Source organism: Streptomyces sp. NPDC059371, from assembly GCF_042751995.1.
Classification (GTDB): domain Bacteria; phylum Actinomycetota; class Actinomycetes; order Streptomycetales; family Streptomycetaceae; genus Streptomyces.
The window spans coordinates 115,397-128,934 of sequence record NZ_JBHYXD010000008.1 but is presented as its reverse complement, the minus strand read 5'-3'; the positions used below and the strand labels follow the sequence as shown (position 1 = coordinate 128,934).

General features: G+C 72.1%; 14 protein-coding genes. All 14 read left to right on the top strand.

Translation table 11 applies throughout. The features are described from left to right. Positions 1-8 precede the first annotated feature (8 nt). From ACFXGX_RS07490 to ACFXGX_RS07425, 14 genes are read left to right on the top strand one after another with little or no spacing between them, the layout of a single operon-like run. On the top strand, positions 9-983 hold the full coding sequence (locus ACFXGX_RS07490) for an NAD-dependent epimerase/dehydratase family protein (protein WP_384786037.1): 975 nt from the start codon (positions 9-11) through the stop codon (positions 981-983). After that, on the top strand, positions 980-2,008 hold the full coding sequence (locus ACFXGX_RS07485) for a hypothetical protein (RefSeq protein ID WP_384786034.1): 1,029 nt from the start codon (positions 980-982) through the stop codon (positions 2,006-2,008). Before ACFXGX_RS07490 ends, ACFXGX_RS07485 begins: the two co-directional genes overlap by 4 nt. Continuing rightward, entirely contained in the window at positions 2,005-2,634 is a 630-nt protein-coding gene (locus ACFXGX_RS07480) for an SIS domain-containing protein (protein WP_384786031.1), read from the top strand. The genes ACFXGX_RS07485 and ACFXGX_RS07480 overlap by 4 nt, the downstream gene beginning before the upstream one ends. Continuing rightward, complete coding sequence (locus ACFXGX_RS07475) at positions 2,631-3,251, top strand: D-glycero-alpha-D-manno-heptose-1,7-bisphosphate 7-phosphatase (RefSeq protein WP_384786028.1); 621 nt, start codon at positions 2,631-2,633, stop codon at positions 3,249-3,251. The genes ACFXGX_RS07480 and ACFXGX_RS07475 overlap by 4 nt, the downstream gene beginning before the upstream one ends. Further along, positions 3,223-3,894 (top strand): transaldolase family protein, encoded by a 672-nt coding sequence (locus tag ACFXGX_RS07470; RefSeq protein ID WP_384786025.1) that lies wholly within the window; start codon positions 3,223-3,225, stop codon positions 3,892-3,894. The genes ACFXGX_RS07475 and ACFXGX_RS07470 overlap by 29 nt, the downstream gene beginning before the upstream one ends. A gap of 29 nt (positions 3,895-3,923) precedes the next feature. Then, positions 3,924-4,862, top strand: coding sequence for a branched-chain amino acid transaminase (locus ACFXGX_RS07465; RefSeq protein ID WP_384786022.1), 939 nt, complete (start codon positions 3,924-3,926; stop codon positions 4,860-4,862). Positions 4,863-4,884: 22 nt separating this feature from the next. After that, positions 4,885-5,826: an FkbM family methyltransferase gene (locus ACFXGX_RS07460; protein ID WP_384786019.1), complete on the top strand. Its 942-nt coding sequence runs from the start codon at positions 4,885-4,887 to the stop codon at positions 5,824-5,826. Positions 5,827-5,847: 21 nt separating this feature from the next. Beyond that, positions 5,848-6,606 carry an HAD family hydrolase gene (locus ACFXGX_RS07455; protein ID WP_384786016.1) on the top strand — a complete coding sequence of 253 codons (759 nt, stop codon included), beginning with the start codon at positions 5,848-5,850 and terminating at the stop codon, positions 6,604-6,606. Then, positions 6,606-6,875: an acyl carrier protein gene (locus ACFXGX_RS07450; RefSeq protein WP_384786013.1), complete on the top strand. Its 270-nt coding sequence runs from the start codon at positions 6,606-6,608 to the stop codon at positions 6,873-6,875. The genes ACFXGX_RS07455 and ACFXGX_RS07450 overlap by 1 nt, the downstream gene beginning before the upstream one ends. Beyond that, positions 6,872-8,254 carry a TrpB-like pyridoxal phosphate-dependent enzyme gene (locus ACFXGX_RS07445; RefSeq protein WP_384786010.1) on the top strand — a complete coding sequence of 461 codons (1,383 nt, stop codon included), beginning with the start codon at positions 6,872-6,874 and terminating at the stop codon, positions 8,252-8,254. Before ACFXGX_RS07450 ends, ACFXGX_RS07445 begins: the two co-directional genes overlap by 4 nt. Continuing rightward, positions 8,254-10,146, top strand: coding sequence for an FAD/NAD(P)-binding protein (locus ACFXGX_RS07440; protein ID WP_384786007.1), 1,893 nt, complete (start codon positions 8,254-8,256; stop codon positions 10,144-10,146). Before ACFXGX_RS07445 ends, ACFXGX_RS07440 begins: the two co-directional genes overlap by 1 nt. A gap of 48 nt (positions 10,147-10,194) precedes the next feature. Next, positions 10,195-11,961: an AMP-binding protein gene (locus ACFXGX_RS07435; RefSeq protein ID WP_384786004.1), complete on the top strand. Its 1,767-nt coding sequence runs from the start codon at positions 10,195-10,197 to the stop codon at positions 11,959-11,961. Next, positions 11,951-13,282, top strand: coding sequence for an acetyl-CoA carboxylase biotin carboxylase subunit family protein (locus ACFXGX_RS07430; protein WP_384786001.1), 1,332 nt, complete (start codon positions 11,951-11,953; stop codon positions 13,280-13,282). The genes ACFXGX_RS07435 and ACFXGX_RS07430 overlap by 11 nt, the downstream gene beginning before the upstream one ends. After that, positions 13,279-13,461, top strand: coding sequence for a hypothetical protein (locus ACFXGX_RS07425; protein ID WP_384785998.1), 183 nt, complete (start codon positions 13,279-13,281; stop codon positions 13,459-13,461). The genes ACFXGX_RS07430 and ACFXGX_RS07425 overlap by 4 nt, the downstream gene beginning before the upstream one ends. The last annotated feature ends 77 nt before the right edge of the window (positions 13,462-13,538 follow it).

The window sequence follows — 13,538 nt, the reverse complement described above, 5'->3', positions numbered from 1 at the left end:
GAGACTTTGTGACCGTCCTGATCACCGGGGCCGCGGGCTTCATCGGCAGCCACGCGGTCCGCCACCTGCTCGCCGCCGACCGCACCGTCCTGGCCACCGACATCGTCCCGGCCGCCGAGGCGGAACGCCTCACCGACCTGCTGGAACACCCGCGGTTGCGCTACGTCCCCGGAGACCTGTTCGCCCTTCTGCCGGACCTGCTCGAAGGCGTCGCCGAGGTGTGGCACCTGGCCGCCAACGCGGACATCCCGCTGGGTGCCCGGGACACCGAGATCGACCTCAGGCAGTCCGCGGGCCTGACCCGCCATGTCCTGGAGGCGATGCGCACCCACGGCGTGACCACCATCGTGTTCCCCTCCACCAGCGGTGTCTACGGCGACCGGCTCGGCCCCCTCGTCACGGAGGCGGACGGCCCGCTGCTGCCCAACTCCCTCTACGCCGCGGGCAAGGTGGCCGGCGAGGCACTGATCTCCGCCTACTGCGCGATGTTCGGGCTGCGCGCCCGCATCTACCGCCTCGGCAACGTCCTGGGCGGACGGATGGGCCGGGGCATCGTCCGCGACTTCCTGCGCAAACTGCAGGAGAACCCCACCGAGCTGCGCGTCCTGGGCGACGGACGGCAGCGCAAGAGCTACGTCCTGATCGACGACATCGTCGCCGGCATGGACCAGGTCACCCGGGCCACCGAGGGCCCCGGCCACCCCGCGTGCGAGGTCTACAACCTGGCGGCCGGCGGCAGCGTCGACACCGCGGGCGTCGCGGCACTCGTCGCCCGGGCCCTGGACCTCGACCCGCCGACGATCCGCACCGACGACGCCGCGCTGTCCTGGTCCGGCGATCAGCCGGTGATCGAACTGTCCATCGACAAAGTGCTGTCCACCGGATGGCGGCCGCGGCACACGGCCGAGCAGTCCGTACTCGAGTCCGCCCGGCGCATGCTCGCCGAGCAGCGCAGCCCGGCCACCACGGGGGCCCGGACATGAACGGCGGCCCCGAGCCCGGCTCGTTCGTCGTGGCGAGCACACCGCTGCGCCTCTCCCTGGGCGGCGGCGGCACCGATCTGCCGTACTACGCCGACAGCTTCGGCGGTGACGTGCTGTCCATCGCCATCAGCCTGCGCGTCACGGTCGCCGCACGCCTCGGACGCCTCGACGGACGCTTCCGCTACAGCCACGAACAGACCCTCCACGGCGACAAGGGCCACGACCTCGGCGACCCCTACGTCGCCGCCGCACTGGAAGCCTCCGGCCTCGACGAACCGTGCGAGATCACCTCCTTCGGGCCCGTCCCCGCCGGTACCGGACTGGGCAGCTCCGGCGCGTTCGCGGTCAGCCTGCTCGCCGCCACCGAAGCACTCGCGGGCCGCGACCCGCTGGCCGCGGGCCGGGCCGGACTGGCCGAGGCGGCCTGGCAACTGGAGGCGGTGCGCCTGGGCCGCCCGGTGGGACGCCACGACCCGTACGTGTGCGCGCTCGGCGGCCTGCGCCGCCTGCTCATCGCCCCGGACGGCACCACCGAGGCGAGCACGCCGCCCGTCGCACCGGCCACCCTGGACCGGCTCCACCAGCACCTGTGCCTCTACTACACCGGCGTACGCCGGGACAGCACCCGCCACCTGGCCGCTCCCGCGCAGGACCGCGAGGACAGGATCGCCGCCCTGCACTCCATCAAGGAGATCGGCCACGAGATGACCGAGGCACTGTGCGCGGGCCGTGTCGACGACGTCCCCGCCCTGCTGCGGCGGCACTGGGCGGTGAAGAACGCCGGTGCCCCGCCGTCCAGTTGGGACGGCGCCTACACCACCGCCCTGGAGCACGGAGCCCAGGCGGGCAAGCTCGTCGGCGCCGGCGGCGGAGGCTTCCTGCTCCTGTACGCCGACCCCGTCCACCGCGACCGCCTCGATGCGGCCATGCGCGAACAGGTCCTGCAGCCGGTGCCGTTCACCTTCTCCACCTCGGGCACGACCCTCACCCGCGTCCACCTCGACGAAAGGGACCCAGCATCATGACCGTCACTGTCGAGACCCCTCCGGGCGTCGACCTCGGTACCCGCTTCCTGGAAACCCTCGCCGCCGTCGCCGGCGACCTGGACCACACCGCCGTCGACCGCATGGCACAGCGTCTCGCCCGGGTACGGGCCGAACGGGGCAGGGTCTTCCTGCTCGGCGTCGGCGGCGGCGCGGGCAACGCCACCCACGCCGTGTGCGACCTGCGCAACCTCGCCGGTCTCGACGCCCACGCGCCCACCGACAACGCCGCCACCCTCACCGCGGCCATCAACGACCGCGGCTGGCGCTCCGCCTACGCGGAATGGCTCACCTGCGCGAACATCACGGACCGCGATGCCGTGATGGTCTTCTCCGTCGGCGGCGGCAGCGAGCAACCCCCCGTGAGCGTCAACCTCGTGGAGGCCCTGCACACCGCCCAGGACGCCGGCGCGTACATCTGCGGTGTGGTCGGCCCCGACGGCGGAGAGACCGCCCGCATGGCCGACGAATGCCTGCGCGTGCCCGTGAACGACCGGAACTACCGCACCACACACACCGAGATCTTCCAGTCCGTCGTATGGCACATGCTCATCGTGCACCCCCTGCTCGCCGTGACCACACCGCGCTGGGAGTCCCTGCGGCCATGACCCCCGACGCCCTGCTCCTGGACCGCGACGGCGTTCTCAACTCCCTGTGGCACGAGCCCGACCTCGGCACCGTCGACTCCCCGCACCGGCCCGACCAGGTGCGCCTGATGCCCGGCGCCGCACAGGCTGTACGGCGGGCCAACGAGGCCGGCGTCCCCGTGATCGTCGCCTCCAACCAGCCGGGCATCGCCAAGGGGAAGTTCACCACCCGGCTGCTGGCCGCCGTGACCGGAACGCTCGTCCAGCTCCTCGCCGAGCAGGGCGCCCACGTGGACCACGTCTACTACTGCCTGCACCACCCGGAGGCCGCGCTGCCCCGCCTGCGAGCCGACTGTGCCAACCGCAAACCGGCCCCCGGGCTGCTGCGGCAGGCGATACAGCACCGGGGCCTGCGCGCGGAGCGCTGCTGGTTCGTCGGCGACACCCCGAGCGACATCGCCGCCGGACAGGCCGCCGGCTGCCGTACCGCCTGGATCGGTCGCACCCGGTGCGACGTGTGCCCCACCCGGCGCTCGGCCCGGCCCGACCTGGTCGCACCCGACCTGATGACCGCCGTCACCACCATCCTCGAAGAACCCGGAGACCACCGTGAAGCTCTTCCTCGACAGTGCCGATGAGAACCACGTCAAGTTCTGGTCCGGCCAGGGCATCCTGGACGGCGTCACCACCAATCCCAGCGTCCTGCTGCGCGACGGCGTCACCGACCCGACCGCGACGTTCGCCAGCCTCGCCCGCCTGATCGCGCCCGGCGTCCTGCACGCCGAGGTCACCGCCGAGTCCGGCGCCGCCCTCGTCTCCGAGGCGCTGATGCTGAGCGAGCTCGGCGACAACGTGGCCATCAAGGTCCCCATGCTCACCCCGCAGGGCGTGCCCTGCCTGGCCGAGATGCACGAACTCGCCGGCGCGGGCGTCCAGGTCAACACGACCGCCTGCCTCTCCTACGGCCAGGCCGCCCTCGCCACCAAGGCGGGCGCGCGCTACGTGAGCATCATGCTCGGCCGCGTCGACGACGAGGGCGGCGACGGCGCCGCCGTCATCGAGGAGGTGCGCCGCTGGCTGGACCGGTGGGGCTACCGCACGGAGATCATCGCGGCGAGCCTGCGCGGCCCCGGTGACGTCCGGCGGGCCATGGACGCCGGCGCCCACTGCGTCACCGTGCCCCCCGCCATCCTGTCGAAGCTGGCCGACCACAAGTACACCCGTCACACCGTGCAGGAGTTCCTCGACGCCGCGGACGCCACCGCCGCCAAGGCCGCCTGAACCCACCCGCCCCGATCCGAGGACACCTCATGGCTGATCTCTCCACTCCTGAACACATCTGGTTCGACGGCGCGGTGCGTCCCTGGCACGAGGCGCGCGTCCATGTCTGGACCGAGACGGTGCTGCGCGCCGCGAGCGTCTTCGAGGGACTGCGCGGCTACTGGAACGCGCGGGAGTCCCGCCACTACTTCGTGCACCTCGACCGCCATGTGCGGCGGCTGAGCGACTCGGCCAAGGTCACCCGCATCCCGCACACGCTGGACGAGGAGACGCTGCTGAAGGCGCTGAGCGAACTCGTCAGCGCCCTCGACTACCGCGAGGACATCTACGTACGGCCCACGCTCTACCTGGAGAAGGGCCGCTACACAGCCGACGCCTCGGCGATGCAGGCCGGGTTCTTCATGCCGGTCTTCCCCTCCCCGCGGGAGAAGACCATCGAGACCGGGATCACCTGCCTGGTCTCCTCCTGGCGGCGCTCCGGCGACGACACCGCACCGCCCAAGGTCAAGGCGGCGGCCAACTACTACAACCTGCGCCTGGCCAGGCTGGAGGCCGACACGCACGGCTACGGCGAGGCGATCCTGCTCAACGGCGCGGGCAAGGTCGCCGAGACGGGCGGCGCCTCCGTCTTCATCGTCCGAGGCGACACCGTGATCACCCCGGGGATCAGCGACTCGATCCTGGACAGCATCACCCGCGCCAGCGTGATCGAACTGCTGCGCGACAGCCTGGGGTTGCGCGTCGAGGAGCGGCAGGTCGAACGCACCGAGCTCTACCTCTCCGACGAGGTCTTCCTCACCGGCACGCTGTGCGAGGTCACCCCCGTCGTCGGAGTCGACGGCACCCCCGTCGGCCGGGGCCGGCCCGGCCCCATCACCACCGCCGTCCAGCAGGCGTACTACGACGCCGTCCAGTCCGGCTCCGCCGACACACGAGGGTGGCTCACCGCCGGCCCCCGTCTGGGCTGACACACACCTCCGGGAGGCAGGCATGAACTACCTCAGACGCGACGAGGACCCGCAAGCCCTGTCCGGCCGTTCCCTGCTCGCCCGCGAAGGGCGGGCCCTGCTGGCGGACCTCTCGGCCGTACGCGCCGCCCACCCCGGCCGGAGCGCCGCCCTGAGCCGGTGGCTGCTCGCCTACCACTGGGCGATGGCCACCGGCCGCAACGGCCCCGGCACCCGGCACAGCGTGTCCCTGGGTTCCGGCCGGAACGCGGTCACCTGTGTCTTCCGCAAACACGCGAGCGACCTGTTCGTGCTGCGCGAGGTGTTCGCGGAGCAGATCTACTCCTTCCCCTACGAAGAACGGCTGGGCCGTCCCGTCGAGCGCGTCCTCGACCTCGGCAGCAACATCGGCCTGTCCCCGCTGTACTTCTCCTCCCTGTTCCCCGACGCCCAGGTGGTGTGCGTCGAGCCGGTGGCCGAGAACGTCGCCGTGCTGCGCCGCAACAAGGAGGCGAACGGGCGGGACTGGCGGATCGAGCACGCCGCCGTGGCCTCCGCACCCGGCCACGTCACCCTGCACACCAACGGCTGGTGGTCCTCCAGCTCGACCAGCGCCCCGGTCGCCCGTGCCCGCGAGGAGGCCGCGCACCGGCCCGAGGCCCGGCTGCGCCGCCCGTCCACCCGCGTGCCCGCCACCACCGTCACCGACCTGATCGCCGCCGCGGGCTGGGACGGCGCCGACATCGTCAAGATGGACATCGAGGGAGCGGAGGAGGACGTCCTGCTCCACGGGGACACCCGGTGGCTGGCGAACGTGGGCGTCCTGGTCCTGGACATCCACACGAAGTACGTCGACCGGCCCCGGATCGAAGAGGTCCTGCGCCGTCACGGATTCCGCCCCGCCGCCACGTCTGGAGCCCACTCCGCGGTCTTCCTGCCGGTCCGGACCCGCCGCCCGAAACCGGCGCCCACCGCCCGTTCCTGACTTCGCCCCGAGGAGAATCCCGTGCCGCACGCACCGCTTCCCCCCGCACCCGACGCCGTGCTCTTCGACGCCGGCCTCACCCTGATCCACCCCAGCGGCGAGGTCCTCGCCGAGGAGCTCGCCGCCGCCGGGCACTCCGGCGTCGGCCCCGCCCGCGCCACCACGGCGCTCGTGCTGGCGGCGGAGGCCCGCCACCTGCCGCTGCCCGCGGGTACCGACGGCACGGCCAAGGTCGCGCGCACCTTCGCCGCCCTCCTGGGCCTCGACCCCGACGCGGTGGTGCCCGCCGTCCTGTCGGCCCTGTCCAGGCCCGACCTCTACCGGGACGTCGACCCCGAGGCCGCCTCGACCCTGCGCACCCTCTCCGATCAGGGACTGACCCTCGGCGTCATCTCCAACTCGGAGGGAACCGTACGCGACGAACTGCACCAGGCCGGTTTGCTGCCCTACTTGGAGGTCGTGGTCGACTCGACGGTCGTCGGCTTCGAGAAGCCCGACCCCCGCATCTACCGCCACGCCCTGGACCGGCTCGGCATCGACGGCGAACGGTGCTGGTACGTCGGCGACGGCCTGGTCAACGACGTATTCGGCGCGCTGCGGGCCGGCTTCGGCCACGGCATCCTCTACGACCGCTTCGACGCCTACGCCCACCTGCCCCACGTCCCGCGCATCACCGCGCTGTCCGAACTCCCCCCGCTGGTCGGCGCCGCTCGTGGCCGCCGCCGCACCCTCACGGCCACCTCGCCCATGACGACGTCCGCCGCGCTGAGGGTGCCGTGATGCCGAACTCGACCCACCTGCGGGTGAAGAAGATCCTCGGCCAGGTGAGGAACATCCCCGCCGAGGAGATCACCGACGAGCAGGTGCTCACCGACGAGATCGGCCTGGACTCCCTGTCCCTGCTCGAGGTCGTCGTCCGGCTGGAGGCCGAGTTCCGGACCGTGATCCCGGACTCCGAGCTGTTCCGGGCCCGGCTGAGGACCGTCGGGGACCTGACCGACCTGACAGCACGCCACATCGAGCGCGAAAGGATGGAATCCGCCGGATGACGTCGATCGTTCCCACCCACTGGTACAACGTTCTCTCCGACCTGGCGGACGTCGAGGACGCGGCCCGGTTACGGCGCGCACGTCCCTTCGAGGGGCAGCGGCCCGCCGACGGCGCCATCACACCGCAGATACCGCTGACGATGTACCGGCAGAGCCTGAGCCGCGAGCCGTTCATCGAGATCCCCGAGGAAGTACGCCGCCAGTACCTGCGCTGGCGCCCCACACCGCTGCGCCGTGCCAGGAATCTCGAACAACTGCTGCGGACCCCCGCCCGTATCTACTTCAAATACGAGGGAACCAGCCCCACCGGCAGCCACAAACTCAACACCGCGCTGGCCCAGGCCTATTACTACAAGCAGGCCGGAGTGGAGGAACTGACGACGGGAACCGGGGCCGGACAATGGGGGACCGCGCTGTCCCTGGCCGCCCGGATGTACGGGCTGCGCTGCACGGTCTACATGGTGCGCGTCAGCCATGAGCAGAAGCCCTATCGCAGAGTGATGATGGAGATGAACGGCGCCCGGGTAGTGCCCGGCCCGAGCACCGGAACGTCGGCGGGACGCGCGGCCCTGGAACGGGACCCGGACACCGGCGGCAGCCTGTCCATCGCCAACGCCGAGGCGTTCGAACACGCCGCGGCCCGCGAGGGGTGCAACCTTTCGGTGGGCAGCGGGGAGAACCACGTCCTGCTGCACCAGACCGTGATCGGCCAGGAGGCACTGCGCCAGCTCGAGGACCTGGACGAGTTCCCCGACGTCGTCATCGGGGCGGTGGGCGCGGGCAGCAACTTCTCCGGACTCGCCTTCCCCTTCTTCCACGAGAAGATCCGCACCGGCCGGGCCACCCGCTTCGTGGCCGTGGAACCGCAGGCGTGCCCCAAACTCACCCGGGGCACGTACGCCTGGGACTACAACGACTTCACCGGCGTCACCCCCATGACGAAGATGTACACCCTCGGCCACACCTTCGTCTCGCCGGGCATCCACGCGGGCGGGCTGCGCTACCACGGCGCCGCCCCGTTGGTCAGCGCGATGTACGAGCGGAAGCTCATCGAAGCCGTCGCCTACCCGCAGCAGCGCGTCTTCGAAGCGGGACTCACCTTCGCCGAACAGGAATGGATCACCCCCGCCCCCGAGTCGGCACACGCCATCAGAGCCGCCATCGACGAGGCCGTCCGAGCACGTGAAGAGGGCCGCGAGAAGGTCATCCTGTTCAACCTGAGCGGCCACGGCCTGCTCGACCTGTCCGCCTACGACCACTACCTGAGCGGCCGGATGACCGACCAGGCCGCCACCGAGGACCAGATCCGCGCCTCGCTCGACCGGCTCCCCCCGCAGAGCGAGGCCCGGCCCGCACACGCCGGGACCCGGTCCCCGTGATGTCCCGCGACACCGGGTTCACCGTGGCCGTGGTGGGATGCGGCCCCCGGGGCATCGCCGTCTTCGAACGTCTCGCCCACCACCTGTCCACCGCGAACGGCGATCACCCCCGCCGGACCGTGCACATCCTGCTGCTGGACGCGACGGAGACGGGCCGCGGAAGGGTCTGGCGCAGCGACCAGCCCCCGTGGCTCCTCATGAACACCGTCATCGGCGAACCGGCCATGTTCCCGCCCGGCCACGGTCCCACCTTCGCCCAGTGGCTGCGCCGGCACCCCGACCCCGAACTCCGCGCCCTCGACGAGAACGACTGCGCACCGCGCCGGACGTACGGCGGGTACCTCGCCCACGTCTGCCAGGAGGTCGAGCGCCGTCTGCCCGGCCACGTCACCGTCACCGAACTCCGCGCCCTGGTCACCTCCCTGCGCCCGCACCAGGGGCGCCACTTGCTGGAGGTGTCCGCCGAGAACGGCACCCGCCGGCTGGAGGCCGACGCGGTCGTCCTGGCCACCGGCCACTCCATCACACCGGCTCCGCCCCGCTTCACCCCCGAACTACGCACGGCCGCGCGGAACAACCCGGATCTGCTGTGCCTCGGCGGACAACCGGCAGCAGACCTCGACCTCGACTCCGTCCCCGCCGAAGCACCGGTCGGCGTCCTCGGACTCGGACTGTCCTTCTACGACCTCCTGCTGTCCTTCAGCGTGGGCCGCGGCGGCTCCTTCCACCGTGACGGCGACCGGCTCGTCTACCTCCCCAGCGGCAAGGAACCCGTCATCCACGCCGGTTCACGCAGCGGACTGCCCATCACCACCCGCGGGGACAACCAGAAGCCCGCGGCGAGCGGCTCCTTCCGCCCGTACTTCTTCACCGCGGCCGCTCTGGCCGGGCTGAGGAAGGACGCCGCCGACAGCCGCGGAACCCCGGCCCTGGACTTCGCGGGCGAGGTACTGCCGCTGCTGACCGCGGAGGTCGACCTCGTTCACCTGCACGCACACGCCCGGCTGCGCCACGGACCCCGGGCCGCCGCCGCGCTCGTCCGAGACATCACCGCACTGGGTCCCGACGCCCGCCGCTGGCGCGAGGTGCTGCACACGCACGCACTGGCCGACGTGGCACCCGTGGACCTGGAACGACTGGCCCGCCCGTTCGCCGGACGGCGCTTCACCGGCCCGGCCGACTTCACCTCCCACCTGCACCGCACACTCCGCGACGACCTGGCCCAAGCACGCCTGGGCAATGTCCGGGGACCGCTCAAGGCGGCCCTGGACGTGATCCGGGACGCCCGCGACCTGCTGCGCTTCACCCTCGAACACGGCGGACTCACACCCTCCTCGTACCGGGACGACTTCCACACGCGTGTCGCGCCGCTGCTGTCCCTGCTGTCGACCGGCCCGCCGGCACTGCGCACCGAGCAGTTCCTCGCCCTCGCCGAAGCCGGCGTGGTGCACGTGGTCGGCCCCGACACCCGCTTCGGCCACGACCGTGAACAGCGGCTGTTCACCGTGGAATCCCCCGCGGTACCCGGGTCACGACGGCACGTCCGCGCCCTCATCGACAGCCGCGTCCCCGCCCCGCCCCTGTCGGCGACGGACAACCCGCTGCTGCGGCAGCTCGCCGACGAGGGACTGGCGGGCGAGTTCGCGACCACCGCGGACGACGACACCGTCACGACCGGGGGACTGCGCATCACCGCCGCGGAGAACCGGCTGGTGGACCCCGAAGGCCGCGTGCACACCGGCCTGTACGCCCTCGGCGTCCCCACCGAAGGCGCCCGCTGGTTCACCCAGATCGGCAACGGGCGCACCGAGAGCCGCACGACCTTCCACCGGGAGGCCGACGCCGTCGCGGTGAGCATCGTCCGCCGCTGTCACAGCGGCCCGCCGCGATAGGCCACCCCACCCCGTCCACCGGAACACGCCTTCGCCCTGGAGGTAACCATGAACGCCCGCACACCGCTCGACAGCAGACCCCCCGGGCAACACATCACCGCCCACGAGGAGTTCCGGGCAGCCCGGGACCTGCTGCTGCGCCACATGTACGACCACAGCCGCGCCCGCGAGACGTTCCGCCGGCCCCGGCCGCGGTACTTCAACTGGGCCCTGGACTGGTTCGACCCGGTGGCCCGGGACAACGAGCGGACCGCACTGCGGGTGATCACCCCGCACGCGGACCGGCAGGTCTCCTTCGCACACCTCCGGCGCCGCTCGGACCAGGTGGCCGGGTGGCTCCGCTCCCAGGGCCTGCGCCAGGGCGACCGGGCGGCCCTGCTCCTCGACAACGGCGTCGAGGTCTGGGAGCTGCTGCTCGCCCTGATGAAACTGCGTGCCGTGGCCGTGCCGCTGTTCACCACACTCGCGCCCGAGGAGGTGGACGACAGACTGCGGCGCGCGGGCGTCCGCCATGTGATCGCCGCCTCCGCCATCGCCGCCGCGCCCGCCTTCCATGACACCGCCCTCAACACCGTCGCGGGACTCCGGGTCTGTGTGGGCGAGCCCGTCCACGGCTGGCGGCCCTGGACGGACGCGGCCCTGTTCACCGACGGGTTCACCGCACAGGACCCCACCCCGGCCGACGAACTCATGTGCTGCTTCTTCACCTCCGGGAGCACCGCCCGGCCCAAACTCGTGGGCCACACCCACGAGAGCTACCCGATCGGACACCTCTCCGGGATGTACTGGGCCGGCCTGAGACCCAGAGACATCCACCTGAACATCTCGTCCCCCGGGTGGGCCAAGCACCCCTGGAGCTCGCTGTTCGCGCCGTGGAACGCCGAGGCCCAAGTGGTCTCCGTGGACACCCGCCACGCCACCCCCGAGCTGATCCTGGACGTCCTGGAACGCACCCGGGCGACCAGCGCCTGCGCGCCCCCCGCCATCTGGCGACGGCTCGTCGCGGCAGGTCTCACCGGACGTCGTACCGCCCTGCGCGAGGCGACGAGCGTGGGTGAGCCGCTCACCGACGACATCGTGGACGCCGTACGGGCCGCCTGGGGCGTCACCGTCCGCAACGGATACGGCCAGTCGGAGCTGACAGCCGTGCTCGGCGTGCCGCCCGGCGAACACCGCCGCCCCACCTCCCTAGGACGGCCCCTGCCCGGCTACCGGGTCGTCCTGTGTCCTCCCGGCACGACGACACCGGCCTCCGAGGGCGAGATCTGCCTCGACCTGAGCGACCGCCCGGCGGGACTGATGCACGGCTACCTCGACGGGGCGCCCACCCCCTTCGACCCGGGCCCGCTGTACCGCACCGGAGACCTGGCGCGCCGGGAAGACGACGGCACCCTGACCTTCATCGGACGCCTCAAGGACGTCTTCCACACCGCGAACGGCATCCGTGTCGCCCCCGCCGAGATCGAGGCGCGCCTCCTGAGTCATCCGGCGGTGGCCGAGGCCGCCGTCGTGCCGGTGCCCGGCCATGACAGCCCCGGCACTCTGACGGCCAAGGCCTACCTCCGGCTCGCCGACGGCTGGAACGCGGGCGCGGTCACGGCGCACGCGGTCCTCGCACACGTCAACGGCGACAACCGCGAGGACGGCGAGACCGGACGGCTGGGCGTGGTGGAGTTCGTGGACGATCTGCCGCGCACCGAGTCCGGGAAGATCTTCCGGGACCTGCTGCGCCGGTACACGCGGTCGCCACTCGTCGAGTTCACCGACTCCCGCTCGCCGGACCCCACGCCAGGAGGTCCGGCCCGTGAAGCGTGAACACGTCCTGCTGCTCGACCGGTGGGGCTACGACGCCTACCGGCATCCCGACGGCCGTCCCTATCTGGACCCGGACCGCTACGACGTCACGCTGGTGACGTCCCCGGACAAGGCACACGAACACCGCCCCGGCGAAGTGTCCCGACTGGTGACCGCCGACACCTCCGACTCCGCGCGGGTCCTGAACGCGCTGCCCGAGATACAGGCCGGACCGCCGGTGGACCGGATCGCGGCGGTGACCGAACGGCTGCTGGTGCCGGCCGCGGCCTTCCGTGAGGCGCTGGCCGTCCCGGGTCTGGACGTGGCCCGGACCACCCTGTTCCGCCACAAGGTGCTGATGAAGCGTCATGTCGATGCGGACGGCGTGCGCACCCCGGAGTTCACCGAGATCACCGCCCCGGCCGACGCCGCCCCGCTGCTGGAGAAACACGGAACGATCATCCTCAAACCCGTCGACTCCTGGGCCGCGCAGGGCGTGCACAAGGTGACCGACCGGGCCGGACTGCGGCTGCTGGAACGGACCGGCCTCGGTCATCCCGGCCCCTATCAGGCCGAGGAGTTCATCGAAGGCACGCCCTGCCACATCGACAGCGTCGTCCAGTCGGGCCGACCTGTCGCGGCCATGGCCTCCCACTATCTGGACCTTCTCCCGGCCCTGGCCCCGGGCGACCAGCGCAGGTCCGTGGCGATCGACGCGGGACCGGCGCAGGAGGCGCTGCTCGCCTTCAACCGGCACGTACTGGCGACGATGCCGTGGTTCTCCGGCGTGACCCACCTCGAGGTCTTCCTCCAGCCGGACGGAACCCCGGTCTTCTGCGAGATCGCCGCACGTCCCGGAGGAGCCGGCGTCATCCCCTCCTTCCGCCACCGCCACGGGGTGGACCTGCGTCTGGCCGCGCTCCTGGGGCAGCTCGGCCTGCCCCTGCCCCGCCCGCGCCAGCACCAGCCCGCCCACCGGCGTGCCACGGGCTGGCTGGTCTCCTACCCGGCCGATCCCGGACGGTGCCGCACCCCCGGGCAGCGCCCGGACGCGGACTGGCTGGTCCGGCTCACCTGGCTGACGGACCCCTCCCGCACCCCGCCGGCCACCGTCACCGCGCGCGGACTCGCCGCCGCCACGGTCTGCGGACCGGACCAGGAAGCGGTGACGCGACGGCTGGCCCAGGTCAAGTCCTGGCTGACCGGGGACACCCCGGCCGATCCCGGCCCGACGGCTCCCGCCCCGGTACGGCCCGACACAACGGCCGCCACGGCGACCGCCGTCCACGTGCGGCCCGGTCCGACGGCCCCCGCCCCGGCCCGCGAGGACCGTCCCGTATGAACAACGTCCTTGTCCTGCACCGGGGTTCACTGACGGCCAATCCCTATCACCGCTGGCTCGCCGGTCACGACGGTGGCATCGTCCTGCTCGCCTCCCGCGAGTTCCTCGACCGGCACGGCGAGCGGTTGCCGTCGGGCGACTCCCGCTATCTGCATGCCGAGGCGCTCGCCGACTACTAAAGCGACCGGGGCCGGGTTGCCCGGGGCCCTGGAATCTCCCGCCGTGGCGGGGGCGGGCCGCTGGGGGCCTGGGGGGA

Excerpts from the sequence above, each read along its gene's own strand:
- ACFXGX_RS07485 (WP_384786034.1), top strand. The coding sequence starts at position 980 with ATGAACGGCGGCCCCGAGCCCGGCTCGTTCGTCGTGGCGAGCACACCG.
- ACFXGX_RS07465 (WP_384786022.1), top strand. The coding sequence starts at position 3,924 with ATGGCTGATCTCTCCACTCCTGAACACATCTGGTTCGACGGCGCGGTG.
- ACFXGX_RS07475 (WP_384786028.1), top strand. The coding sequence starts at position 2,631 with ATGACCCCCGACGCCCTGCTCCTGGACCGCGACGGCGTTCTCAACTCC.
- ACFXGX_RS07435 (WP_384786004.1), top strand. The coding sequence starts at position 10,195 with ATGAACGCCCGCACACCGCTCGACAGCAGACCCCCCGGGCAACACATC.
- ACFXGX_RS07445 (WP_384786010.1), top strand. The coding sequence starts at position 6,872 with ATGACGTCGATCGTTCCCACCCACTGGTACAACGTTCTCTCCGACCTG.
- ACFXGX_RS07460 (WP_384786019.1), top strand. The coding sequence starts at position 4,885 with ATGAACTACCTCAGACGCGACGAGGACCCGCAAGCCCTGTCCGGCCGT.
- ACFXGX_RS07480 (WP_384786031.1), top strand. The coding sequence starts at position 2,005 with ATGACCGTCACTGTCGAGACCCCTCCGGGCGTCGACCTCGGTACCCGC.
- ACFXGX_RS07425 (WP_384785998.1), top strand. The coding sequence starts at position 13,279 with ATGAACAACGTCCTTGTCCTGCACCGGGGTTCACTGACGGCCAATCCC.
- ACFXGX_RS07450 (WP_384786013.1), top strand. The coding sequence starts at position 6,606 with ATGCCGAACTCGACCCACCTGCGGGTGAAGAAGATCCTCGGCCAGGTG.
- ACFXGX_RS07440 (WP_384786007.1), top strand. The coding sequence starts at position 8,254 with ATGTCCCGCGACACCGGGTTCACCGTGGCCGTGGTGGGATGCGGCCCC.